A 23,676-nucleotide genomic window follows, 5' to 3' on the forward strand; every position below is an offset into this window, starting at 1 on the left:
GGGGAGTGGGCGTGCTGGCGGGCATCAAAGGAAGCAACGAAGTTGTGGCCGCGATGCGCGGTTTGGCTTCGCGGTCACGCCTGTTGCTGGCAGCGGCCCTTGCGGCGCTGGTTGCGGCGGGTTTCGCCACCGATCCCTCGGTCCGGATTGCGGCGGGCGTGGTTGCGCTGACGCTGGGCGCGCTGGTGGGGCTGCTCTGGGGTGCTCTTTTTCTGGCGGAACGGTCCGACAGGCTGGCAGAGCGCGCGCTTGTTCTGCTTGTCGGGCAGGATGCAACGCCCTGTTTTACCACCGATGCCCAGGGTCAGATCCTTTACCGCAATGCCGCCGCACAAGCCCGGTTCGGGCTGGCAGTGGCAACGCTCATGGCGGCCTTGCAAGACCATTTCGCCAGCCCTGCCTCCGTGCTCTATCGTCTGCAGGCCCGCGCAGCGACCTCTGGGGCCGCACGGGAAGATGTCGTCACGCGGCGCGGCCACTCGCGTCTGGCGGTGCATCGGGTGGCCGATGGCAGGTTTCTGTGGCGGCTTGAGGAGTTCGTAGACCGCGGGGCCGCAGGCCGCGGGGCCGAAGGGCTGAGCCTGCCCATGCTGATCGTGAACAAGGCGGGGGTCGTGCTTTTCACCAACGAGGCGATGCGCCGCCTGCTGGGGGGGCGCCCGCGGCGGCTTGACCGGGTGTTCTCGACCCAGGTCCTGCGCAACGGCGAAGAGCTTGAGGTGGCGAGTATCGACGGCCCGGTGCGGGCGATCCTTGCCGAGATTCCCGGTGTGGGGGAACGGCGGGAAATCTATCTGATGCCCGTTGATAACCGCCCGTCGGGTGAACAGATTATGGAAAATTTCGAAGGATTGCCCGTCGCGCTCTTGCGCTTTGATGCCGAAGGACGATTGCAGGCCGCAAACCGCGCAGCCCGCGATGTGCTTGACCTTGGTCCGGACGCGCGGCCGATGTTCCATGATGTCTACGAAGGTTTGGGCCGTTCCGTGCTGGATTGGCTGGGTGACGTTGTGGCCGAACGCCATGCCGGCGGGTCGGAGGTGCTGCGCGCCCGTCTTGGTCAGCCGGATGCTTTCCATCAGGTGACGTTGCGGCGCCATGTCGATCACGGTCGTCCGGGGGTTTTGGCGGTTGTGCAGGATGCGACCGCCATGAAACTGCGGGAGGCGCAGTTCGTGCAAAGCCAGAAAATGCAGGCCATCGGCCAGCTTGCAGGCGGAATTGCGCATGATTTCAACAACTTGCTGACAGCGATTTCGGGCCACTGCGACTTGCTTTTGCTGCGCCACACGCGCGAGGACAAGGATTTTGCCGATCTCGTCCAGATCAACCAGAACGCCAATCGTGCCGCTGCGCTGGTCGGGCAGTTGCTTGCCTTCTCGCGCAAGCAGACGCTGAAACCCGAACGCATCGATCTACAGGAGGCGCTGTCGGAAATGGCGCATCTGCTCAATCGGCTGGTGGGGGAAAAGGTGCGGCTGCGCCTTGCCCATGCGCATGACCTGGGCATGATCCGCGCCGACAAGCGGCAGCTGGAACAGGTTCTGATGAACCTTGTGGTCAATGCCCGCGACGCGATGGCAGAGGGCGGCACGATCCGCGTCGAGACTGAGGCATTGACGCTGCACGACGAGATGCGCCGTGACCGTGCGGTTGTTCCTGCGGGGGAATATGCGGCAATCCGCGTGATCGACACCGGGATCGGGATTCCGCCCGAACGGCTTGACAAGATATTCGAGCCGTTTTTCACCACCAAGCGCGCAGGAGAGGGCACGGGCCTTGGCCTCTCCACCGTCTACGGCATCGTCAAGCAATCGGGCGGCTTCATTTTCGTCGACTCCACGCCCGGAGAGGGGTCTGTGTTTCATCTCTACTTCCCGATCCACATCGCAGGTGAAGAGGATGAGGATGCGCCCGCACCGGAGCCCGCGCGCAAGATCGTGCTCAAGCAAGGCGAAGGGGTGGTCCTACTGGTCGAGGATGAGGCGCCGGTGCGCGCCTTCGCCAGCCGCGCATTGCGCCTGCGCGGCTATACCGTGCTTGAGGCCGACTGCGCAGAAGAGGCGCTGCGCCTGCTGGAAGACGCGACGCTGCAGATCGATGTCTTTGTCACCGATGTGGTGATGCCCGGCATGGATGGCCCCAGCTGGGTCAAGCTCGCACGCGAGGCGCGGCCCGATGTGCGCGTGGTCTTCATGTCGGGCTACGCCGAGGATTGTCTTTCAGAAGAACAGGGCAGGGTGCCCAATTCGGTGTTTCTGGCCAAGCCGTTCTCGCTCAATGATCTGGCGGTGACGGTGCAGGGCCAACTGAATTGACCGTGCACCGCCATTCGAAGCCCCGTCATTCCAGACTGCTGTAAAGCGCGTAATCCTCGGCTGCGACCTCTTGCAGACGTGCGGCGGTCTTGGCGGACAGCTCGGTCGATCCTTTCGGAGAGACGTTGAGCTGCGGCAGAAAGATCTGGAAATCCAGCCGGTCTTCAAGAAAGGCGATGAAACGGTCGATGTTTTCGTAGCGGAACAGCTGATCGGCCCCGCGCCCTTGGCCAGCCTTCAGAAAGCGCGCCTGTGATCCGACATCGGCAAAGGCAGGGCGCGGATTGCTGCACCAACCTTGCACAAAGGCATCAAAGCTGATGCCTTGGGTGCTTTTCGCCGGATCGGGAATGTCGTCGCGGCTGCGGTAGCGATACCAGCTTCCCAGCCAATCGCGCGGCTCGCGCATCAGGGCCACCACGGTGAACGGCCCGCCGGCCGCGCTTTCCAGATAGGGGCCGACAAAGCGGTGAAACCGCGCGACATTGGTGTGCTTCAAGGCCGGAGGCCGCTGGATTGATACAGCAGCGAGCGATTCCAGCGCTGCCTCGATCGCTGTCGATCCGGTTTTTGGCGTGGCCAGAATGGCCAATCTTTGTTCCCAGAATACCAACACGGCCCTTGGTCCCTTTGCGTCTTGCCGGCAAAAGGCGGTGTGCCTTGCCTCTCAGGTTCGGGCCACGACATAAACGATCACTTAACCAAATTGTGAAAAAGTTGAATTTACGAAAAGTCGATTGAAATGTTCCCGATTTGATCTCATATAAGCGAGAACACTTCGCGAACACATGCAATGATTGCCGCGATGCTGTGGCTGTGAAATAAGGAGCGGGATGATGGCGGTGGCGAACCTCCTCGATTTGAACGGGAAGCGCGAAATGGACAAGTCGAAGGCGCTGGAAAGCGCTCTGGCACAGATCGAACGGCAGTTCGGCAAGGGCTCTATCATGAAACTGGGGGCCAACAGCCCCGCAATGGATATTGAAGCCACATCGACGGGCTCGCTCGGGCTTGATATCGCCTTGGGTATCGGCGGTTTGCCAAAGGGCCGGATCATCGAGATTTACGGGCCGGAATCTTCGGGCAAGACCACACTGACCCTGCATGTTGTTGCAGAAGAGCAGAAGAAGGGCGGGGTTTGCGCCTTTGTCGATGCCGAACACGCCTTGGACCCGCAATACGCCAAGAAACTGGGCGTCAACCTTGATGAATTGCTGATCAGCCAGCCCGACACGGGCGAGCAGGCGCTGGAAATCGTCGACACTCTGGTGCGCTCGGGTGCGGTCAGCCTTGTGGTCGTCGATTCGGTCGCCGCGCTTACCCCCAAATCGGAGATCGAGGGTGACATGGGCGATATGCAGATGGGCGCTCAGGCCCGTCTGATGAGTCAGGCGATGCGCAAGCTGACCGCCAGCATCGGGCGCAGCAACTGCATGGTGATCTTCATCAACCAGATCCGGATGAAGATCGGCGTCATGTTCGGCAGCCCCGAAACCACCACGGGCGGCAATGCGCTCAAGTTTTATGCCAGCGTGCGGCTTGATATCCGCCGCATCGGGTCGATCAAGGAAAAGGACGACGTGGTCGGCAACTCCACCCGCGTCAAGGTCGTCAAGAACAAGGTCGCCCCGCCCTTCAAGCAGGTGGAATTCGACATCATGTATGGCGCGGGTATCTCCAAGACCGGCGAGTTGATTGACATCGGGGTAAAGGCGGGCGTGGTCGAGAAATCGGGCAGCTGGTATTCCTACGGGGATGAGCGGATCGGACAGGGGCGTGAAAACGCCAAGCTGTTCCTCAAATCCAACCCCAGCATCGCTGCCGAGATCGAAGATCGCATCCGCGCCGCCAACGGGCTGGATTTCCACATGGCCGAAGGCGATGTCGCCGATGATGATGTAATGGACGGCTGAAACGCTGGACATGCAACTATGGCCGGGGCATGCCCCGGCCTTTTTCATGGCGCTTTCCCCGCCTTTTTGCCCGCTGTGCCACCGCCGCCGGTGGACAGGCCCCGCGCACGGCGCTAGACGGAAGCCAGACCCGATGAACCCCTCAGCCGAAGAGCACTAACATGGCGTCGCTGAACGATATCCGCTCGACCTATCTCGATTTCTTTGCCCGCAATGGCCACAAGGTGGTGGAAAGCTCGCCCCTCGTGCCGCGCAACGATCCGACGCTGATGTTCGCCAACTCCGGCATGGTGCAGTTCAAGAACCTGTTCACCGGGGTTGAGACGCGCGATTATACCCGCGCGACGACGGCGCAGAAATGCGTGCGCGCGGGAGGCAAGCACAACGACCTTGACAATGTGGGCTATACCGCGCGCCACCACACGTTTTTCGAAATGCTGGGTAATTTCAGCTTTGGCGATTACTTCAAGGCCGAGGCCATTGCCTTTGCCTGGGAATTGCTGACGAAGGACTTCGGCCTGAACAAGGACAAGCTGCTGGTCACCGTCTATCACACCGATGACGAAGCGGCCGAGATCTGGAAAAAGGTCGCCGGATTTTCCGACAGCAAGGTGATCCGCATCCCCACCGATGACAACTTCTGGCGCATGGGGCCGACGGGGCCCTGTGGTCCTTGCACGGAAATTTTCTATGATCACGGCGATCACATCTGGGGCGGCCCTCCGGGTAGCCCGGAAGAGGATGGCGACCGCTTCATCGAAATCTGGAACAACGTGTTCATGCAGAATGAGCAGTTCGCAGATGGCTCGATGCGCCCGCTCGACATGCAGAGCATCGACACCGGCATGGGGCTGGAGCGGATCGGCGCGCTGCTGCAGGGCAAGCACGACAATTACGACACCGACCTGATGCGCAGCCTGATCGAGGCATCGGCCCATGCGACGAGTTCTGATCCGGATGGCCCCGGCAAGACGCATCACCGCGTGATTGCCGACCACCTGCGCTCCACCTCCTTCCTGATTGCCGATGGCGTGATGCCGTCAAATGAGGGGCGCGGCTATGTGCTGCGCCGCATCATGCGCCGCGCGATGCGCCATGCGCATATGCTGGGCAGTCAGGACCCGGTGATGTTCAAGCTGGTTCCGGCGCTGGTGCGCCAGATGGGCGCAGCCTACCCCGAGTTGGCCCGCGCGCAAAGCCTGATCGAGGAAACGCTGAAGCTGGAGGAAACCCGCTTCAAGACCACACTCGACCGCGGTTTGAAACTTCTCGATGAAGAGCTCGGCCGCCTGCCCGAAGGTGGCGATCTTCCGGGCGCGACCGCGTTCAAGCTGTATGACACCTATGGCTTCCCGCTTGACCTTACGCAGGATGCGCTGCGCGAGCGGGGCCGTGCGGTGGATGTTGGCGGTTTTGACGCTGCCATGGCCGAGCAGAAGGCCAAGGCGCGCGCCGCATGGTCCGGCACGGGTGAGGCGGCAGACAGCAAGATCTGGTTCGAACTGGCCGAAGAACACGGCGTGACCGAGTTCTTGGGCTATGACACCGAAACGGCGGAAGGCGTCATCAATGCACTTGTGCGCGATGGCGCCGCGATTGACGCGGCCAAGACCGGCGAGACGGTGCAGATCGTCGTCAACCAGACCCCGTTCTATGCCGAGTCCGGCGGACAGGTCGGCGATACCGGCTGGATCCGCACTGCGACCGGCCTCGCCGAGGTGACGGACACCCGCAAGGTGGCGGGGGTGTTCCTGCACATCGCAAAGCTCAGCGAGGGCACGATCAGCAAGGGCCAGCCTGCCAAGCTGGAAGTGTCGCACAGCCGCCGCGGCCAGATCCGCGCCAACCATTCGGCGACCCATCTTCTGCACGAGGCGCTGCGCCGTGCGCTGGGGGATCATGTAGCGCAAAAGGGCAGCCTGAATGCGCCGGACCGCCTGCGTTTTGACTTCAGCCATGCCAAAGGCCTGACGCCGGCAGAGCTGAAGGTGGTTCAGGCCGAGGTGAATGATTTCATCCGCCAGAACACGCCCGTTGATACGCGGATCATGACACCGGATGATGCCCGTGCCTTGGGGGCGCAGGCGCTGTTCGGCGAAAAATACGGCGAAGAAGTGCGCGTCGTCTCGATGGGGCGGCTGGAGGGCAGCGCCAAAGGGGTCGATGGCGACACCTATAGCCTTGAGCTCTGCGGCGGCACCCATGTGCAGCGCACGGGCGATATCGGCGCTTTCTATATTCTTGGCGACTCGGCCTCCTCTGCCGGTGTGCGGCGGATCGAGGCGTTGACGGGGGCGGGCGCCATCGCGCATCTGGAGCAGAGTGCGGACGAGCTTCACATGCTGCTTGCGCGCCTGAAATCACCCACCGCCGCGGATGCGCTGCAGAAGCTGGAAGGCCTGTTGTCGGAAACCCGCGCCTTGCAGAACGAAGTGGCGCAACTGCGCCGCGAAGTGGCGATGGGCGGCAAATCTGGTGGGCCGGAGGCAAAAGAGATCAACGGCGTCAAGTTCATCGCGCAAGTGCTGCAGGGCGTCTCGGGCAAGGATCTTCCCGCGCTGATTGACGAGATGAAGGCCAAGCTTGGCTCGGGTGCTGTGCTGCTGATCGCCGATACCGGGGCCAAGCCGGCTGTTGCGGCGGGGGTGACGGCGGATCTGACCGCGACGCTTTCTGCGGTGGCGTTGGTCAAGGCGGCCGCCGAGGCGCTTGGCGGCAAGGGCGGCGGTGGTCGTCCCGATATGGCGCAGGCCGGCGGCGTCGACATTGCCGGAGCAGAGGCCGCGATTGCTGCCGCCGAAGCTGTCATCAAAGGATAAGACGATGCCAACAGCCCTGTGGATTGCCCATGTCGAAGTGACCGATGCCGACGCCTACGGCCTTTACGCCAAAGGTGCGGGCCCGGCGATTGCGGCGCATGGCGGTGTCTTTCTGGCGCGCGGCGGGCGCTATGTGCAGCTTGAAGGCCGCGACCGCGCCCGCAATGTGGTGGCGCGCTTTCCCAGCCTTGAGGCTGCGGTTGCCTGCTACAACAGCGCCGAATATCAGGCGGCGCTGGCCCATGCCAAAGGGGCCTCTGTGCGGGATCTGGTCGTCGTCGAAGAAATCGGCTGATTTTTCAGCATCAATTCGCCAAATCTGCGCAACGCCGTAAGGAACCTCCTTACGGCGTTGTTTTGTTTCATGCTATTGTCATGAAAACGAACGCCGAGGCAGAACCATGTCCAGAACCGGGGCGCGCTGATGTGCCGTTGGGCCGCATATACCGGAGCGCCGATTTTTCTCGAGGAAATCGTCAGCCGTCCGGGCCATTCCCTGATCCAGCAGTCGCACTGTGCTACACAATGCCACACCGCCATCAACGCCGACGGCTTTGGCGTTGCATGGTATGGGGAACGGGCAGAGCCCGGGCTTTACCGCGACGTGATGCCCGCGTGGTCCGATCCTAACCTGCGCAGCCTGACCGCGCAGGTCCGGTCAGGCCTGTTCTTGGCCCATGTCCGCGCCAGCACCGGCACCGCGACCAGCCGTAACAACTGCCATCCCTTCACATGGGGCCGCTGGTCTTTCATGCACAACGGCCAGATCGGTGGCTATGATGCCTTTCGCCGTGACGCCGATATGATGATCCCCGATGCGCTGTATCCCAGCCGCAAGGGCGCGACCGATTCCGAGGCGCTGTTCCTGATCGCCGTCGCCGAAGGGCTGGACGATGACCCTAAGGGCGCGATGGAGCGGGCGGCAGCCAAACTGATCCGCCTCTCGCGCGCCAAGGGTGCCGCGCCGCACCTGCGGCTGACCGCAGCCCTGTCGGATGGCCAGCGTCTCTATGCCATCCGTTACGCCACAGATGACCATGCGCCCACGCTCTACCACCGCTGGTCAGAGTCGCGTCAAGGCACGGCCGTCGTATCCGAGCCGCTGGAGAGCGGCGAATGTGGCTGGATCGAAGCCCCGCCGTTCAGTTTCTGCACCTTCGACGGGCCAGAGGTGCGGGTGGAGGACTTTCACCCTTGCCGCCTTGCCCTTGCCGCCTGAAGTCCGGTTGCACCGGCCCCGCCTTTGCCGCTAGGCTTTGACGGATGCGCAAGACCTCACCCCGTTTGTTGCTTATGGCGGCCGGTCTGGCTGTTCTGGGCTGCTGTCTGGCCGGATGGCTGACGTGGCGGCAAAGCCTTGCGCAATCGCTCGACGATACGGTGCGGCGCGGTGATAACGTGCTGCAACTGGCCACCACGGCGCTTGAAGGCGCGCTGGACCGTTTTGAACGTCTGCCCCCCCTGATCGCCGAGCAGACCATCGTCACCCGCCTTGCCGCCGACCCTACCAATCCCGCGCTGGTTGCCGAGACGAATGCCTATCTGCGCCGCATCCAGCGTCTTCTGGGCGCGACAGATATCTATGTGATGAATCGTGACGGCCTTACCATCGCCGCTTCGAACTTTGATACCGATACCTCGTTTATTGGCGGCAACTTCGCCTTTCGCCCCTATTTCTACGATGCCTTGCGCGGCGAGTCCGGCCAGTTCTATGCGCTTGGCACAACCAGCGGCAAACGCGGCTATTACTTTGGCGCGCCGGTGCGGGTGGCGGGGCAGACAGCGGGGGTGCTGGCTTTCAAGATCGACCTTGATGCGATTGAAAGCACATGGGCGGCCGGCGATTACGCGGTGCTGGTGACCGATCCCGAGGGCGTGACCTTTCTGTCATCACGCCCCCAATGGCGGTTTGCGGCGATGCGGCCGCTGGACGAAACAGCAAAGGCCAATATCGCCGCCACGCGCCGCTATGCCGGAACGCCCATCGGATTGCTGAACATCACCGACGAAGGGCAGCACCGGGGCAGCCCTGTCTTGCGGATTGCCGATGCGCAGGGCGTGCGCGAATACCTGCAACGCGACATGAAGATGGAGCGCGCGGGCTGGGTGGTGCATGTGCTTATCAACACGGCAGCGGCCCGCGCCACGGCGCTGACGCTCGCCTTTGTTGCGATGCTGGCCTTTGGCGTCCTCGCCATGGTGGGGGCGGTGCTGTGGCAGCGTCGGCTGCGGCTGGACGAGCGTTTGCAGGTTCAGGCCGAAGCGCGCGCCGATCTGGAGCGGCGGGTGGAAGAGCGCACGCATGAATTGCGCCAGGCTCAGGCCGATCTGGTGCAGGCGGGCAAGATGGCTGCCTTGGGCCAGATGTCGGCTGCGCTCAGCCATGAATTCAACCAGCCGCTGGCCGCTGCCCGCACCTATGCCGACAATGCGGGCGTGTTGATGGACAGGGGCCGCATGCTGGAAGCGCGCGGCAACATAGATCGCATCCTCAGCCTGATCGACCGTCTGGCCAGCATCAGCCGCCATCTGCGCAGCTTTGCCCGCGCGCCGGGGCAAAAGCTGACGCATGTCACACTGGCCGAGGTGGTGGAGGCAGCGGTGGAGATCGCGGCGCTGCGTATCCGCGCCGCCGATGCGACGCTCACCGTCGTGCTGTCCCCTGATCTGCCACAGGTGGTGGCGGGGCCGGTGCGCTTGCAGCAGGTGCTGGTCAACATCCTGACCAATGCTGCCGATGCTGTCGAAGGATTGTCCGAGCGTCAGATCACCCTGACCGCCGAGGCAGCGGCGGGAGATGTGCTGATCCGGATTGCCGACAGCGGCACCGGCGTTCCCGAAGGTCTGGCCACCCGCATCTTCGATCCGTTTTTCTCGACAAAGGGCGTGGGCAAGGGGCTTGGCCTTGGCCTGTCGATTTCCTACAACATCATCAAGGACTTCGGCGGCGATCTTTCTGTTTCGTCCGGTCCCGGTGCCTGTTTCGTGCTGCGTCTGCGCGCAGCCCCCGTCCCCTTGAAAGAGGCCGCCGAATGACTCCGCTGCGTATCCTTCTGGTCGATGACGAGCCTGACCTGCGCGCCTCGACTGCGCAGGCGCTCGACCTTGCGGGCTTTGTGGTGCAGGATTTCGCCGCGCCCGAGCGGGTGATGGATCTGGTCAGCTTCGGCTTTCCCGGCGTGGTGCTGACCGATATCCGCATGCCCGGCATGGACGGGCTGACGCTGATGAACCGCATCCACGAGATTGATCGTGACATTCCGGTGATCCTGATCACCGGGCATGGCGATGTGCAACTGGCAGTGCGGGCAATGCGCGAAGGGGCCTATGATTTCGTCGAAAAGCCCTTCGCGGCCAGCCAGTTGACGGAAATCGTCGCGCGGGCCTCGGATTACCGCCGACTCGTGCTGGAAAACCGTGTGCTCAAGGCCGCCGCGGGGCAGCTTGATGATATGGAGCAGCGCCTGATCGGGCGGTCCACCGCCATGATCGATCTGCGCCGCCGCATCCGCACGCTTGGCCCGACCGAGGCAGATGTGCTGATCGTCGGCGAAACCGGCGCGGGCAAAGAGGTGGTTGCGCGCGCATTGCACGATCTGTCGCCGCGGGCGCGCAAACCTTTTGTCGCCATCGATTGCGCCGCGATCCCGGCGGCCCTGATCGAATCCGAGCTTTTTGGTCATGAGGCAGGGGCCTTTGCAGGAGCCTTGCGGGCGCGCTATGGCAAGTTTGAACATGCACGCGGCGGCACCATCCTGCTCGATGACATCGCGTCAATGCCGCTCGACATGCAGGGTAAACTGGTGCGGGTGATCGAAGACCGCACAGTGACGCGGCTTGGTTCGAACGAGGCGCTGCCGCTGGATGTGCGCTTCATGGCCACGTCGCGCGTTCCGCTTGAGGCGGAGGTGGAGGCGGGACGGTTCCGCGCCGATCTGCTTTACCGGCTGAACGTCGTCACCCTTCAGGTGCCGCCGCTCTCGGCCCGGCGCGAGGACATTCCGCTGCTGTTCCTGCGCCTTCTGGCCGAGGCCGCAAGCCGGCACCGGTCCGACCCCGCACCGGTGCCGCCTTCGCTTGTCGCCCAACTGACCGCGCGCGACTGGCCCGGCAATGTGCGCGAGTTGCGCAACGCCGCCGATCGCTACGCCTTGGGGCTTGGCGAGGGCGCGCAAACCGCCGACGATCCTCCCTCGCGCCTTGCCGAGCGGGTCGCCGAATTTGAAAAGCGCGAGATCGAGGCCGCACTTGCCGCCCATCGCGGCAACCTCAAACCGGTCTATGAATCACTCGGCCTGTCGCGCAAAACCCTGTGGGAGAAGATGCAAAAGCATGGGCTCGACAAAGCGCAATTCGGCGCGGGGCCGGAGGGCGAGGCGGAATAGGCCACGAAATCCGCCCATGCTTTGCGGCATATGTTACGATTTCCACCCATCACAGGGCCGTGTTTGCGAATTCATGGCGCGATCATGCCGAAACACGGTTGAGTGAAACCCCGATATCTTCCTTTCCTGCCCCCATCACGGCCCCGCGCAGGAGGCGCTGGCCAGTGTAGGAATTTTGGGAGGACTGCATGTTCATCAAAACACTCGCCGCCGCCGCGGCGGTCGGCATCGTTGCAACCGGCGCTATGGCGCAAGACAAGAGCGACTGGCCGTCGGAAATCACCATCGGCACCGCTTCGCAAGGCGGCACCTATTTTGTCTATGGCAACGGATTTGCAGGCTATATGTCCGAAGCCCTTGGCGTGAATGCCACGGGCGAAGTCACCGGCGGGCCGGTGCAGAACGTCACGCTGGTGGAAACCGGCGACCACCTGATGGGGCTGGTCACGATGGGGCCTGCCTATGATGCGTGGAACGGCAAGTCGGAACTGGCACCGGGGCTGGAGCATAAATCCATCCGCGCGCTGTTCCCGATGTATCAGACACCGTTCCAGGTTGTGGTCCTGCGTTCTTCGGGCATCACTTCGGTGTCAGACCTTAATGGCAAGCGCGTGTCGGTCGGTCCCGCTGGCGGCACCCCCGGCACCTACTGGCCGCAGTTCATGACCGCCGTCGGCGTCAACGCCACCGTTTCCTACGCCGGTGCCGCCGATGCGGCAGGCCAGTTGCAGGACGGCCTGATCGACGCCTTCGCCTTTGCCGCGGGCGTGCCGATCTCGGCCTTCGCCGAACTCGCCGCGCAGCAGGATGTTCTGATGTTCGGTCTGAACGAGGAAGAGCAGGCCAAGGTTCTCGAGGCCTTCCCGGCAATGGCTGCGTTCAACATCCCGGCTGGCACCTATGCCGGTCATGATTATGACCAGCCCACCGTGGCGCTATGGAACTTCGCCATCGCCCATTCCGACATGCCGGACTCGCTGGCCTACGAGATCACCAAGCTCGCGCTCGACAACAACGACCGCATGCTGCAGATCCACGCGACCGCAGCCGAAACTCTGGCCGAGAACTGGGACAAGAACAGCTTCATGCCCTTCCACCCCGGTGCGGTGAAATACTACGAAGAAAAAGGGATCACCATTCCCGATACCCTGAAGTAAGGCACGCCAAGCGGTGCTGTGCGGGCGTCCGGCCACAATCGGACGCCCTTTTTCGATAAAACCGTCATCAGGGACACCATATCATGACCGCTCCCAGCACGGATGCCCCAAGCAAGGAAATTGCCTCGGGCGTCGACAATGAAATCTTCGCAGCCAATCAACGCAAGCCGATCGGGTCGCTCGGCCTGTTCATCGCCGTGCTTTGCGTGGCCTATACCGCCTTTCATATCGGGGTGATGAACCTGTATCCGATTGAAACCTGGACCTACCGGCTGCTGCACGTCGGTGGCGGGCTGGTGATCGGGTTCCTGCTGTTTTCCTCGCTGACCTTTGCCGAACAGGATGCCGACCCGCGCGCGGGGCGCACGCTCATGCTGGCTCCGGCAGGGCTTCTGGTGGGCATCGCCCTTCTGCAGGTGCTGTGGTTCTGGATCAGCGGCACGGGCGTGGATCAGGCCGCACAGGCCACCGCCGCGCGCTGGACCTTTGGCGCGCCCCTGCTGATCGGCACGGTATGGGCCATTCTGGTGGCCTGGTTCATGCCTGATCCGCGTCGCGGGCGGCTCGATCTGGCCGATATCATTCTGGCTTTCGCCGCAGTGGCGGTGACCGCCTATATCATCTTCCACGCGCCGCTTCTGCGCCTGCGCGGGGGCACCGCGCTGGCCAAGGAAGCCGATATGTTCGCCGCCCTTGTGGGCGTGATCCTGATCCTCGAGCTGACGCGGCGCATGGCGGGTCTGGCGCTGGTGATCATCGCCGGCATCTTCGTGCTCTACAGCTTTGTCGGCCCGTGGCTTCCGGGAATCCTCTATCACCGGGGCTATTCGCTGACCCGCTTCTTCACCTACATCTTCACCGATCAGGGCATCCTCGGGCCGACGACGGCGATTTCCTCGACCTACATCATCCTTTTCGTGGCTTTTGCTGCCTTCCTGCAGGCCAGCCGCGTGGGCGAATACTTTGTCAACTTTGCCTTTGCCGCAGCGGGCGACCGTCGGGGCGGGCCGGCCAAGGTGGCGGTGTTCGGCTCGGGCCTGATGGGCATGATCAACGGCACCTCGGCAGGCAATGTGGTGGCGACGGGGTCGCTGACCATCCCGCTGATGAAAAGGGTGGGCTACAAGCCGCAAACTGCGGCTGCGGTCGAGGCGGCCGCCTCGTCCGGCGGGCAGATCCTGCCGCCGATCATGGGGGCAGGGGCCTTCATCATGTCGGAAATCACCGGTATCGCCTATTCAGAGATTGTGGTGGCGGCGATCATTCCGGCGCTTTTGTATTTCGTCAGCGTCTACTTCAACGTCGATCTGGCAGCACAGAAATACAACATGAAGGGCCTGCCACGCGAAGAACTGCCGCAATTCGCCAAGCTGGCCAAGCAAGTCTATCTCTTCATCCCGATCTTCATCCTGATCGGCGCGCTGTTCATGGGCTATTCCGTGATCCGTGCGGGCACGCTGGCAATGGCGGCGGCGGCGGTCGTCTCGTGGCTGACGCCTTACCGTATGGGCGTGAAGGAAATTCTCTTTGCACTGGAAATCTCCACCAAGATGACGCTGCAACTGGTGGCCGTCTGTGCCGCAGCAGGGATCATCGTGGGCGTGATCGCCCTGACCGGCCTTGGCACCCGCTTCTCCAGCCTGCTGCTCGGTCTGGCCGAGAACAATCAGGTCGTCGCCCTGTTCTTTGCGATGATCGTCTCTATCGTGCTGGGGATGGGCATGCCCACCACGGCGGCCTATGCGGTGGCGGCATCGGTGATTGCGCCGGGGCTGATCAGCATGGGCATCGACACGCTGACCGCGCATTTCTTCATCTTCTACTTCGCGGTGATGTCCGCGATCACCCCGCCGGTGGCGCTGGCCGCCTATGCCGGTGCGGCGATTGCGAGGTCGGACCCGATGCGCACCTCGGTGGAATCGTTCAAGATGGGGCTCGCGGCCTTTGTCGTCCCGTTCATGTTCTTCTCCTCGCCTGCTTTGCTGATGCAGGGGGAATGGCTCGACATCATCCATGTGGTCGCCGGGGCGCTGTTGGGCGTGTTCCTGCTCTCCTCGGCGGTGCAGGGCTGGTTCTTCGGCCATCTGCACATGGCGCTGCGGATCGTGCTCGCGGTGGCGGCAGTGGCGATGATCGACTCGGGCTTCCTGACTGACTTCATCGGCATCGGCACCGCCTTCGGGGTCTGGGCGATCCAGAAACGTCTGGTGAAACCCGGCAGCGTGGCGCGCGGCGCAGACTAGGCCCACACCAAGGCGGCCCTGTTCCCCAGACGGGGCCGCCCTTTTCCCTTGACGCGCCTGGGCTACATAACGCCCATGCGCGTCTTTTTCATTCTGGTCCTGATCTTCCTCGCCAGCCCGCTCCGGGCCGATCCCTTGGCCGCCGCGTCCGAACCCGGTGCCATTCTCTTGATGCGTCACGCCATCGCCCCCGGCACCGGCGATCCTGCGAGCTTCCGGCTGGAGGATTGTTCGACGCAGCGCAACCTGAACGCCGCAGGCCGAGCGCAGGCCCGGGCTATCGGCGCGCGCTTCAGGGCGGCGGGCATCACCTTTGCGCAGGTTCTGACCTCTGAATGGTGCCGCGCCCGCGACACGGCCGCGCTTTTGGACCTCGGCCCCGTCACACCCTTTCCGCCCGCCAATTCCTTCTTCTCCTCCCGTCAGGACGAGCCTGCGCAATCTGCTGCCCTGCTGGAGCATCTGGCCACACTGCCGCCCGAGGCGCGGGTGATCATCGTCACCCATCAGGTGAACATCTCCGCGCTGACAGGCATCGTGCCACAATCGGGCGAGGCGCTGGTGACGCGGCACACGGGGCAGGGCCTTGAGGTCGTAGATCGCCTGCCGCCCCCCTGAAAAGCAAAACGGCCCCCGAAGGGGCCGTTTCCATCAGGCGCTGCGCGACTGGCGCTTGCGCTCGTGCGGGTCCAGATAGCGTTTGCGCATCCGCACCGATTTGGGCGTCACCTCGACCAGTTCATCATCGTCGATATAGGCGATGCACTGCTCAAGGCTCAGCTTGACCGGAGGGGTCAGGCGCACCGCTTCATCGGTGCCGCTGGCGCGCACGTTGGTCAACTGCTTGCCTTTCAGCGGGTTCACTTCCAGATCATTGTCACGGCTGTGCTCGCCGATGATCATGCCGGTGTAGACGGGTTCCTGCACGCCGATGAAGAAGTGGCCACGGTCTTCCAGTTTCCACATCGCATAGGCAACAGAGATGCCAGATTCCATCGAAATCAGCACGCCCTGACGCCGCCCCTCGATCGGGCCCTTGTGCGGAGCCCAGCCGTGGAACACGCGGTTCAACACGCCGGTGCCGCGGGTGTCCGTCATGAACTGACCATGATAGCCGATCAGACCGCGTGACGGCACATGCGCGATGATCCGGGTTTTGCCAGCGCCTGCAGGCTTCATCTCCACCAGATCCCCTTTGCGCGGGCCGGTCAGCTTTTCGATCACGGGGCCGGTATAGTCATCATCCACGTCGATGGTGACTTCCTCGATCGGCTCGTGCTTGACACCGTCAACCTCGCGGAACAGCACGCGCGGGCGGCTGATCGACAGCTCGAACCCTTCGCGGCGCATGTTCTCGATCAGGACGCCCATCTGCAATTCGCCACGGCCCGCCACTTCAAAGGCATCGCCACTCGGGGTGTCGGTGACCTTGATCGCCACGTTGATCTCGGCCTCTTTCATCAGACGCTCGCGGATAACGCGGGACTGCACCTTGGTGCCTTCCTTGCCAGCCAGAGGCGAGTCGTTGATGCCGAAGGTGATCGAGATGGTCGGCGGGTCAATCGGCTGCGCGGGCAGGGCGGTGTCGATCTCCAGCGCGCAGAGCGTATCGGCAACGGTCGCCTTGGTCATGCCCGCCAGCGTCACGATGTCGCCCGCCTCGGCGGCGTCAATCGCCGTTTGCACCAGACCACGATAGGCCAGAACCTTCGAGACACGGAACTGTTCGATCTTTTCGCCATTGCGGCTGAGCGCCTTGAGCGTCTCGCCAGCGCGCAGCGTGCCTGCCTCGACGCGTCCGGTCAGGATGCGCCCGATGAACGGGTCTGCCGACAGGGTGGTCGCCAGCATCTGGAACGGTTCGGACCGGCGCGCGATCTGCTTGGGCGCAGGCACATGCCGCAGCACCAGATCGAACAGCGCCGAAAGGTCCTTGCGAGGCCCGTCCAGTTCGGCATCGGCCCAACCAGAGCGGCCCGAGGCGTAAAGCACAGGGAAATCAAGCTGATCGTCGTCGGCGCCAAGGTTGGCGAAGAGGTCGAACACCTCGTTCAGCGCGCGCGAGGGTTCGGCATCGGCCTTGTCGACCTTGTTCAGCACCACGATCGGGCGCAGCCCCAGCGCCAGCGCCTTGGAGGTCACGAACTTGGTTTGCGGCATCGGGCCTTCGGCGGCGTCGACCAACAGCACCACACCATCGACCATCGACAGGATGCGCTCCACCTCGCCGCCAAAATCGGCGTGGCCGGGGGTGTCGACGATGTTGATGCGTGCGCCCGCCCATTCCAGCGAGGTGCACTTGGCCAGAATGGTGATGCCGCGCTCGCGTTCGATGTCATTGCTGTCCATCGCGCGCTCGGCCACGGCCTGATTGTCGCGGAAAGACCCGGACTGTTTCAAAAGCTCGTCGACGAGCGTGGTTTTGCCATGGTCAACGTGGGCGATAATGGCAATGTTGCGAAGCTCCATCGGGAGGGGTCACTTTCAATAGGGTCTGATGATTGTTGGCCTGCCCTTACAGGGTTTCGCCCTGATTGGCCAGTGCAGATCACGCGCAGTCAGGTCGCGATATAGCGGTCGCGGCGATGGTTGATCGCGATGATGAGGTTGAGCACGACCGCTCCCGCAAGGGACCACAGCACCACCGTCAGCGGAAACAGGAACAGTGCCACGCCAAAGATGATCGCATCGGCGCAAAGCTGCACATAGCCCGCCCGAAAGCCGGTCTTGTCCTGCACCATCAGCGCCACGACGCCCAGCCCGCCAAGGCTGCCGTTGTGACGAAAGATCACCAGCAAGCCCACGCCCGTCAGCGCGCCAAAGGTCAGCGCGGCCATCGGGGTGGACAGGTTGGCAAAGGCAAGCTGATCGGGAAGGATCAGCGTCAGCGCCGACAGCGCGGTGACAGAGATCAGCGACTTCACGGTGAACTGCGGCCCCAGCCTTGCCCATGCCAGCAGATAGAAGGGCAGGTTGATGACAAAGAACACCACCCCAAAGCTCCACCCCGTCAGATAGGACAGGATCACCGCGATCCCCGCCGTCTGTCCGGTGATCAGCCCGGCATGGGTCAGGAATTGCAGCCCGAGCGCGCACAGGAAAACCCCAAGCGCAAAGCCTTGGGCATCTTCGGTCACCGTATGTCGGGCGCTGTCGGTCATGGCCTGTGGTTACGTCAGCTTTGCTGACCTGTCCAGCCCCTTTGCTGCCTTACATTGGCCAAAATGCTGGTGTTTCGTATCAATGGTCAAAGGACCGGAAACCGGTCGATAGTCTGTAAAAAAGAAACGACGAGGGTGATCATGCAGGCAAAACGTGTATTGGGAGTCGTGGCAACGCCGGTGGCCGAAGAGGTGCCCGACCAGACGGCGGCACTTTCGGCCAAGCTGGACCAGATGATCCGGCTGACCGAGGAATCGCTCCATCTGCAACGCGTCGCCTTGCTCGAAGCGGGGCATATCCTGCGCTTTCACGCAGGGATCACCCCCGTTGCGCTGTCGCTGCCCGACGCTCAGGAAGATTTCGTTCAGCGCACGGTCCTGCGCACCCGCCAGTTTTATGAAGCAAAGCTGTTGGCCGCGGTGCAAGAGCTTGGGCTGATCACCGCAACGACCACGGTTTGCGACATTGGGGCCAATATCGGCAATGCGTCGGTTTTCTTCGGTAAGGTTCTGGGGGCAAAGCGGGTGCTGGCCTTCGAGCCATTGCCGCATGCCTACACCACCCTGTGCCGCAATCTGGAACTGAACGGGCTGACCGATGCCTTGGCCTATAGCTGCATGGTGGGGGCGACCTCGGGCCGGGGCGATCTGGCGCGCTTCAACCCGCGCAATCTGGGCGCCACCTCTTTTGTTGCCGCGAAAGCGGGGCCCATCCCGATGGTGGCACTGGATGATCTGATCGAAGCCGAGGAATTGCAGGGGCTTGGCTTCATCAAGATCGACGTGGAAGGCATGCACATGGACGTGCTCTCGGGCGCGAAAAAGGTCATCAAGGCTTTCAAGCCCGCCATCTGGATCGGTCTGAGCAACCATAACGCCGATTACGCCGCTTGCGCCAAGATGCTGGAAGGTCTGGGCTATGGCGCGCAGCGCATCGGCCCGAACGATCATGTGTTCAAACCCAAGAAGTGAACGGGCACCGGACGGGTGCCAATGAAAAAACCGGGGGATGGTGCGCCATCCCCCGGTTTCTTTTTGTCTGTGGCGGCGGGCCTTAGCCTTGCAGCGCCTTGTTCAGGTATTCGTCCACCTTTTCCAGATAGCCCATCGTGGTCAGCCACTTCTGGTCGGGGCCGACCAGCAGCGCCAGATCCTTGGTCATGTGGCCGTCTTCCACCGCATCCACGGTGACCTTTTCCAGCGTGGTGGCAAAGCGCATCAGCTGTTCGTTGTTGTCCAGTTTGGCGCGGTGCTTCAGACCGCCGGTCCAGGCAAAGATCGACGCGACCGAGTTGGTCGAGGTCTGCTGGCCCTTCTGGTGCTGGCGGTAGTGGCGCGTCACGGTGCCGTGCGCCGCCTCGGCCTCGACCGTCTTGCCATCGGGCGTCATCAGAACCGAGGTCATCAGGCCAAGCGAGCCAAAGCCCTGCGCCACGGTGTCGGACTGCACGTCGCCGTCATAGTTCTTGCAGGCCCAGACATAGCCACCCGACCATTTCATCGCCGAAGCAACCATGTCGTCGATCAGGCGGTGTTCGTAATGGATGCCGGCGGCCTTGAACTTGTCGGCGAATTCTTCGTCGTAAACCTTCTGGAACAGGTCCTTGAAGCGCCCGTCATAGGCTTTCAGGATGGTGTTCTTGGTCGACAGGTAGACCGGCCAGCCTTTGAGCAGCCCATAGTTCATCGACGAGCGGGCAAAGTCGATGATGCTGTCGTCAAGGTTGTACATGCCCATGTACACGCCCGCGGACGGAGCCGAATACACGTCCTTTTCAATCACGGTGCCGTCTTCGCCGACGAATTTCATCGTCAGCTTGCCCGCGCCGGGGAATTTGAAATCGGTCGCGCGATACTGGTCGCCAAAGGCATGGCGGCCCACCACGATGGGCTGGGTCCAGCCCGGCACAAGGCGCGGCACGTTCTTGCAGATGATCGGCTCGCGGAAGATCACGCCGCCAAGGATGTTGCGGATGGTGCCGTTGGGCGATTTCCACATCTGCTTCAGACCGAATTCCTCGACCCGCTGCTCATCGGGGGTGATGGTCGCGCATTTGACGCCAACGCCATACTTCTTGATCGCCTCGGCCGAGTCGATGGTGATCTGGTCATTGGTGCGGTCACGCTCCTCGATCCCGAGGTCGTAATACTTCAGGTCGATGTCCAGATAGGGCAGGATCAGCTTTTGCTTGATGAAATCCCAGATGATCCGGGTCATCTCGTCGCCGTCGAGTTCGACGACGGGGTTTTCCACCTTGATTTTGGTCATGAACGGCCCTTTCGGTGTTGGATTCGCTTGGCGCGTCTATAGCGCAAGACAGGCTTCATGTGAAGCCTTGTATGCAATGGCATACCGAAAAGTCGCGGCTTAACCGAAGAAGGGCGCGGTCCTGGCCCTGACCCACTCCCAAAGCGCGGGCGCGCCTCTGGCTATCTTGACGCCCACCCGAGATTCCAGCTGGTCGCGGGTCACTTTGTAGGTGGTCCATGTGCCGCCGCCAGACATCAGATTGGCCATCACCGGTTGCACACGGTCAAGGCTCTTGGCGAAGACCGCATCGGGGGTTTGCGCAGCTTCGAACTCTTCCCAAAGCGCTCGCAGATCGTCGCGCAGGTCGGGGGGCAGCAGGCCGAAGATCCGGTCAGCCGCCTTGGCCTCGGCCGCCATCGTGTCGACCGAGCCGTGCGCCAGCCCGTTTGCGGAATGGATCGGCACATCGCCCACGTCGATCTCGACCAGATCATGGATCAGCAACATGCGGATCACGCGGTTGATATCCACACCGGGCCCCGCCTGATCGGCCAGAACCAGCGCGTAAAGCGCCAGATGCCACGAATGTTCGCCCGAATTCTCGGGGCGCGAGCCATCCACCAGCGTGGTCGCACGCAGCACCGATTTCAGCCGGTCCGCCTCGTTCAGAAAGGCGAATTGCGCCCCAAGGCGGCTGTCGCCTGATGCAGCAGACATCTCAATGACCGCCTTTTTCCGCCTCGCGAGGGGCTTCGGGCATTTTGGTTCCGGCGCGTTTGGCGGCAAGCGCCTTGTTCAGAAACTCGCGCCCGCGCTTTTCGGCCAGCCGGATGCGGATCGAGGTCATGAACGCCTCTTGCAAGGTGGGGGAGGATGCACCCACCACCTTGGCCACCTGTTCAAAGAAATAGGGGTCCTCCAGATCGACCGAGCCTGCCAGCACATCGCGGGCAAGCGCATCGGCCAGATCCTGGATGAAGTCGCTCACCGCGACACCTCGCCAAGACGGCGGCGCACGTAATCGGATACGGTGCCGATCATGGGCTTCATATGCGCCTCTTCATCCTTGAAGAAGTGATCCGCCCCCTCAATCTCGGTATGGGTGATGGTGATGCCCTTCTGCTCGTGCAGCTTGCCCACCAGCGTCCGCGTGTCCTTGGGCGGGGCCACCTTGTCGGCGGTGCCGTTGATGATCAGGCCCGAAGAAGGGCAGGGCGCGAGGAAGGAAAAGTCATAAAGGTTCGCCGGTGGCGCAACAGAGATGAAGCCGGTGATTTCCGGCCGCCGCATCAGAAGCTGCATCCCGATCCACGCGCCAAAGCTGAAACCGGCCACCCAGCAATGCTTGGCGTTCTGGTTCATCGATTGCAGGTAATCCAGCGCGCTTGCCGCATCCGACAGCTCGCCGATACCCTGGTCATATTCGCCCTGGCTGCGCCCGACCCCGCGGAAATTGAACCGCAGCACCGTGAAGCCCAGATTGTAGAAGGCGTAATGCAGGTTGTAGACCACCTTGTTGTTCATCGTCCCGCCATAGGCCGGATGCGGATGGAGCACGATGGCGATGGGGGCGTCCCGATCCTTTTGCGGGTGGTATCGGCCTTCAAGTCGGCCTTCCGGGCCTGCGAAGATCACTTCGGGCATAGGTTTCCTGCCTGTCATTCGGCCAAGGCTTTCTTGACGAAAACGCTTGGCATATCTAGAACCGTTCTAAAGCGTCGCCTGCCAACGGGTGACAAGGCTCGGCCAAGGGTTAATTGCAGGTAATGGCCTCGCTGTTCCGCGTCAATCCATTTGCAGGCGGTATTTCCGCCATTCAGGGGTGCAAGATGAAACTCTCGACAAAAGGCCGCTATGCGATGGTGGCGCTGTCTGATCTGGCGCTGATGGAGGCAAAGTCGGATGAGCTTGTCTCGCTCGCGGCGATTGCCAAGCGGCAGGATATTTCCTTGCCGTATCTGGAACAGCTTTTCGTCAAGCTGCGACGTGCCGGTCTGGTCGAGGCGGTGCGCGGGCCGGGGGGCGGCTACAAACTGGCGCGCAGCCCGTCCGACATTCGCGTCTCGGAAGTGATGGAGGCGGTGGAGGAAACCGTCGACGCGCTGCACACCGGGGCAGGGGCTTCGGGCGGCGTCTCCGGCACGCGGGCGCAAAGCCTGACCAACCGGCTGTGGGAGGGGCTGAGCGCGCATGTCTATGTCTTCCTGCATCAGGCCCGGCTTTCCGATGTGATCCGCAACGAGATGCAGCCCTGTCCGGCGGTGCCGGCGCTGTTTCGCGTCGTGGACGAAGACTGAACGCCTGCGCACGAACGCAATCGTCTGACATCGGGGTTTTCGCCAAGCGGCACACGGGTCAGGCATGAAGGAGACCACCATGCGGCTCTATCTTGACTGGAATGCCACCACGCCGCTGCGCCCTGAGGCGCGCAGCGCGATGCTCGCGGCGATGGATGTCGTCGGCAACCCGTCCAGCGTGCATGCCGAGGGGCGGGCCGCCAAGGCGCTGATCGAAAAATCCCGTGCGCAACTGGCCGCCGCCCTTGGCGCGGATGGCGCCGACATCGTCTTCACCTCCGGCGCGACCGAGGCTGCCGCCCTCGCCTCCGCCGGGCGCGATCTGGCCTGTTCCGAGGTGGAACATGACGCCGTGCTCGCATGGTGTGACCCGCTGCTGCCCGTCGATGCCGACGGTCGGGTCGAGGTGCGCGCCCCGCGCGAATCTGCGCTCCAACTCGCCAATTCCGAAACCGGCATCCTGCAGACGCTGCCGGAAGGGCTCGCGCTTTCAGACCTCACGCAGGCCTTTGGCAAGGTGCCTTTTGCTTTCAACTGGCTGGGGTGTGACATGGGGCTGGTCTCGGCGCACAAGCTTGGCGGTCCCAAGGGAATCGGCGCGCTCGTGCTGCGGCAGGGCATCGAGACTTCGGCGCAACTGCGCGGCGGCGGGCAGGAAATGGGACGTCGGGCCGGAACCGAGAACGTCATCGGCATCGCAGGCTTTGCCGCCGCTGCCGAAGCCGCCGCACGCGACCTTGCCAACGGGGTCTGGGAGGAGGTGGCGGAAATTAGAAATATTCTAGATTCAGCATTGTCCGATCTGGCAAACAATACTATTTCGGTCGGAAAAGGGGCTTCGCGGCTTCCAAACACGATCTGCCTGATCGCGCCCGGCTGGAAGGGCGAGACGCAGGTGATGGCGATGGATCTTGCGGGGTTTGCGGTGTCGGCGGGTTCCGCCTGTTCCAGCGGCAAGGTCCGGGCCAGCCGGGTGCTGCGGGCGATGGGCTTTGAGGACGGTCTGGCGTCGCAGGCGATACGGATCTCGATCGGCCCCGGCATAACGCGCGATGACGTGTTGCGTTTTGCCGAAAGCTGGGCCGCTGCCTATGTCAGGGCGCGTGCGCGCGCCGCATGAATAACGGGCCGC

At 62.7% G+C, this 23,676-nt stretch carries 20 protein-coding genes; 13 read left to right on the top strand and 7 right to left on the bottom strand.

The genetic code is table 11. The features are described 5' to 3' along the window. Nucleotides 1-53 precede the first annotated feature (53 nt). Nucleotides 54-2,318, top strand: a complete 2,265-nt coding sequence (locus tag G3572_RS02055; RefSeq protein WP_164609904.1) for a hybrid sensor histidine kinase/response regulator — start codon at nucleotides 54-56, stop codon at nucleotides 2,316-2,318. Between the two features lie 25 nt (nucleotides 2,319-2,343). Here G3572_RS02055 and G3572_RS02060 read toward each other — a convergent pair whose 3' ends face one another. Next, nucleotides 2,344-2,934, bottom strand: coding sequence for a hypothetical protein (locus G3572_RS02060; protein ID WP_164609005.1), 591 nt, complete (start codon nucleotides 2,932-2,934; stop codon nucleotides 2,344-2,346). A gap of 220 nt (nucleotides 2,935-3,154) precedes the next feature. Between G3572_RS02060 and recA the strand changes: the two genes are divergently transcribed. From recA to G3572_RS02105, 9 genes are all read left to right on the top strand, one after another. After that, entirely contained in the window at nucleotides 3,155-4,231 is a 1,077-nt protein-coding gene (gene recA, locus G3572_RS02065; protein ID WP_164609006.1) for a recombinase RecA, read from the top strand. 161 nt (nucleotides 4,232-4,392) lie between these two features. Beyond that, nucleotides 4,393-7,050, top strand: coding sequence for an alanine--tRNA ligase (gene alaS, locus G3572_RS02070; protein WP_164609007.1), 2,658 nt, complete (start codon nucleotides 4,393-4,395; stop codon nucleotides 7,048-7,050). A 4-nt stretch (nucleotides 7,051-7,054) separates the two neighbouring features. Next, nucleotides 7,055-7,345, top strand: coding sequence for a DUF1330 domain-containing protein (locus G3572_RS02075; protein WP_164609008.1), 291 nt, complete (start codon nucleotides 7,055-7,057; stop codon nucleotides 7,343-7,345). Between the two features lie 129 nt (nucleotides 7,346-7,474). Further along, on the top strand, nucleotides 7,475-8,269 hold the full coding sequence (locus tag G3572_RS02080) for a class II glutamine amidotransferase (protein ID WP_164609009.1): 795 nt from the start codon (nucleotides 7,475-7,477) through the stop codon (nucleotides 8,267-8,269). A 44-nt stretch (nucleotides 8,270-8,313) separates the two neighbouring features. Then, nucleotides 8,314-10,086: a sensor histidine kinase gene (locus tag G3572_RS02085; RefSeq protein ID WP_164609010.1), complete on the top strand. Its 1,773-nt coding sequence runs from the start codon at nucleotides 8,314-8,316 to the stop codon at nucleotides 10,084-10,086. Beyond that, nucleotides 10,083-11,435, top strand: a complete 1,353-nt coding sequence (locus tag G3572_RS02090; RefSeq protein ID WP_164609011.1) for a sigma-54-dependent transcriptional regulator — start codon at nucleotides 10,083-10,085, stop codon at nucleotides 11,433-11,435. Before G3572_RS02085 ends, G3572_RS02090 begins: the two co-directional genes overlap by 4 nt. A 188-nt stretch (nucleotides 11,436-11,623) precedes the next feature. Beyond that, nucleotides 11,624-12,592 (top strand): TAXI family TRAP transporter solute-binding subunit, encoded by a 969-nt coding sequence (locus G3572_RS02095; RefSeq protein ID WP_164609012.1) that lies wholly within the window; start codon nucleotides 11,624-11,626, stop codon nucleotides 12,590-12,592. A gap of 83 nt (nucleotides 12,593-12,675) precedes the next feature. Continuing rightward, nucleotides 12,676-14,835, top strand: coding sequence for a TRAP transporter permease (locus G3572_RS02100; RefSeq protein WP_164609013.1), 2,160 nt, complete (start codon nucleotides 12,676-12,678; stop codon nucleotides 14,833-14,835). A gap of 75 nt (nucleotides 14,836-14,910) precedes the next feature. After that, a complete protein-coding gene (locus G3572_RS02105) occupies nucleotides 14,911-15,453 on the top strand; it encodes a histidine phosphatase family protein (RefSeq protein WP_164609014.1) in 543 nt (180 codons plus the stop codon). A 33-nt stretch (nucleotides 15,454-15,486) separates the two neighbouring features. Here G3572_RS02105 and typA read toward each other — a convergent pair whose 3' ends face one another. Both typA and G3572_RS02115 read right to left on the bottom strand, forming a co-directional pair. Then, nucleotides 15,487-17,304, bottom strand: coding sequence for a translational GTPase TypA (gene typA / locus G3572_RS02110; protein ID WP_164609015.1), 1,818 nt, complete (start codon nucleotides 17,302-17,304; stop codon nucleotides 15,487-15,489). An 89-nt stretch (nucleotides 17,305-17,393) separates the two neighbouring features. Then, the gene (locus G3572_RS02115; RefSeq protein WP_164609016.1) at nucleotides 17,394-17,996 is read right to left on the bottom strand and encodes a YitT family protein; all 603 of its coding nucleotides are present in this window, start codon (nucleotides 17,994-17,996) and stop codon (nucleotides 17,394-17,396) included. 141 nt (nucleotides 17,997-18,137) lie between these two features. Between G3572_RS02115 and G3572_RS02120 the strand changes: the two genes are divergently transcribed. After that, on the top strand, nucleotides 18,138-18,968 hold the full coding sequence (locus G3572_RS02120) for an FkbM family methyltransferase (RefSeq protein ID WP_164609017.1): 831 nt from the start codon (nucleotides 18,138-18,140) through the stop codon (nucleotides 18,966-18,968). An 82-nt stretch (nucleotides 18,969-19,050) separates the two neighbouring features. On the opposite strand, the gene G3572_RS02125 is transcribed toward G3572_RS02120, so the two are convergent. The 4 genes from G3572_RS02125 to G3572_RS02140 form a co-directional block, all read right to left on the bottom strand. Further along, complete coding sequence (locus tag G3572_RS02125; protein WP_164609018.1) at nucleotides 19,051-20,265, bottom strand: NADP-dependent isocitrate dehydrogenase; 1,215 nt, start codon at nucleotides 20,263-20,265, stop codon at nucleotides 19,051-19,053. 99 nt (nucleotides 20,266-20,364) lie between these two features. Beyond that, nucleotides 20,365-20,964, bottom strand: coding sequence for an HD domain-containing protein (locus G3572_RS02130; protein ID WP_164609019.1), 600 nt, complete (start codon nucleotides 20,962-20,964; stop codon nucleotides 20,365-20,367). Between the two features lies 1 nt (nucleotide 20,965). Continuing rightward, entirely contained in the window at nucleotides 20,966-21,235 is a 270-nt protein-coding gene (locus tag G3572_RS02135; protein ID WP_354003977.1) for a hypothetical protein, read from the bottom strand. Next, nucleotides 21,232-21,891, bottom strand: coding sequence for an alpha/beta hydrolase (locus tag G3572_RS02140; protein WP_164609020.1), 660 nt, complete (start codon nucleotides 21,889-21,891; stop codon nucleotides 21,232-21,234). The genes G3572_RS02135 and G3572_RS02140 overlap by 4 nt, the downstream gene beginning before the upstream one ends. A gap of 185 nt (nucleotides 21,892-22,076) precedes the next feature. Here G3572_RS02140 and iscR point away from each other — a divergent pair, with 185 nt between their 5' ends. Beyond that, a complete protein-coding gene (gene iscR / locus G3572_RS02145) occupies nucleotides 22,077-22,544 on the top strand; it encodes a Fe-S cluster assembly transcriptional regulator IscR (RefSeq protein WP_164609021.1) in 468 nt (155 codons plus the stop codon). A gap of 79 nt (nucleotides 22,545-22,623) precedes the next feature. Next, nucleotides 22,624-23,664 carry a cysteine desulfurase family protein gene (locus G3572_RS02150; RefSeq protein ID WP_164609022.1) on the top strand — a complete coding sequence of 347 codons (1,041 nt, stop codon included), beginning with the start codon at nucleotides 22,624-22,626 and terminating at the stop codon, nucleotides 23,662-23,664. Nucleotides 23,665-23,676 lie beyond the last annotated feature (12 nt).

Source organism: Pseudotabrizicola algicola, from assembly GCF_010915705.1.
GTDB classification, from domain to species: domain Bacteria; phylum Pseudomonadota; class Alphaproteobacteria; order Rhodobacterales; family Rhodobacteraceae; genus Pseudotabrizicola; species Pseudotabrizicola algicola.

What these genes read in the sequence shown, in the direction of transcription:
- G3572_RS02055 (WP_164609904.1), top strand. Translation starts at nt 54, where the DNA reads ATGCGCGGTTTGGCTTCGCGGTCACGCCTGTTGCTGGCAGCGGCCCTT.
- recA (WP_164609006.1), top strand. Translation starts at nt 3,155, where the DNA reads ATGGCGGTGGCGAACCTCCTCGATTTGAACGGGAAGCGCGAAATGGAC.
- alaS (WP_164609007.1), top strand. Translation starts at nt 4,393, where the DNA reads ATGGCGTCGCTGAACGATATCCGCTCGACCTATCTCGATTTCTTTGCC.
- G3572_RS02075 (WP_164609008.1), top strand. Translation starts at nt 7,055, where the DNA reads ATGCCAACAGCCCTGTGGATTGCCCATGTCGAAGTGACCGATGCCGAC.
- G3572_RS02080 (WP_164609009.1), top strand. Translation starts at nt 7,475, where the DNA reads ATGTGCCGTTGGGCCGCATATACCGGAGCGCCGATTTTTCTCGAGGAA.
- G3572_RS02085 (WP_164609010.1), top strand. Translation starts at nt 8,314, where the DNA reads ATGCGCAAGACCTCACCCCGTTTGTTGCTTATGGCGGCCGGTCTGGCT.
- G3572_RS02090 (WP_164609011.1), top strand. Translation starts at nt 10,083, where the DNA reads ATGACTCCGCTGCGTATCCTTCTGGTCGATGACGAGCCTGACCTGCGC.
- G3572_RS02095 (WP_164609012.1), top strand. Translation starts at nt 11,624, where the DNA reads ATGTTCATCAAAACACTCGCCGCCGCCGCGGCGGTCGGCATCGTTGCA.
- G3572_RS02100 (WP_164609013.1), top strand. Translation starts at nt 12,676, where the DNA reads ATGACCGCTCCCAGCACGGATGCCCCAAGCAAGGAAATTGCCTCGGGC.
- G3572_RS02105 (WP_164609014.1), top strand. Translation starts at nt 14,911, where the DNA reads ATGCGCGTCTTTTTCATTCTGGTCCTGATCTTCCTCGCCAGCCCGCTC.
- typA (WP_164609015.1), bottom strand. Translation starts at nt 17,304, where the DNA reads ATGGAGCTTCGCAACATTGCCATTATCGCCCACGTTGACCATGGCAAA.
- G3572_RS02115 (WP_164609016.1), bottom strand. Translation starts at nt 17,996, where the DNA reads ATGACCGACAGCGCCCGACATACGGTGACCGAAGATGCCCAAGGCTTT.
- G3572_RS02120 (WP_164609017.1), top strand. Translation starts at nt 18,138, where the DNA reads ATGCAGGCAAAACGTGTATTGGGAGTCGTGGCAACGCCGGTGGCCGAA.
- G3572_RS02125 (WP_164609018.1), bottom strand. Translation starts at nt 20,265, where the DNA reads ATGACCAAAATCAAGGTGGAAAACCCCGTCGTCGAACTCGACGGCGAC.
- G3572_RS02130 (WP_164609019.1), bottom strand. Translation starts at nt 20,964, where the DNA reads ATGTCTGCTGCATCAGGCGACAGCCGCCTTGGGGCGCAATTCGCCTTT.
- G3572_RS02140 (WP_164609020.1), bottom strand. Translation starts at nt 21,891, where the DNA reads ATGCCCGAAGTGATCTTCGCAGGCCCGGAAGGCCGACTTGAAGGCCGA.
- iscR (WP_164609021.1), top strand. Translation starts at nt 22,077, where the DNA reads ATGAAACTCTCGACAAAAGGCCGCTATGCGATGGTGGCGCTGTCTGAT.
- G3572_RS02150 (WP_164609022.1), top strand. Translation starts at nt 22,624, where the DNA reads ATGCGGCTCTATCTTGACTGGAATGCCACCACGCCGCTGCGCCCTGAG.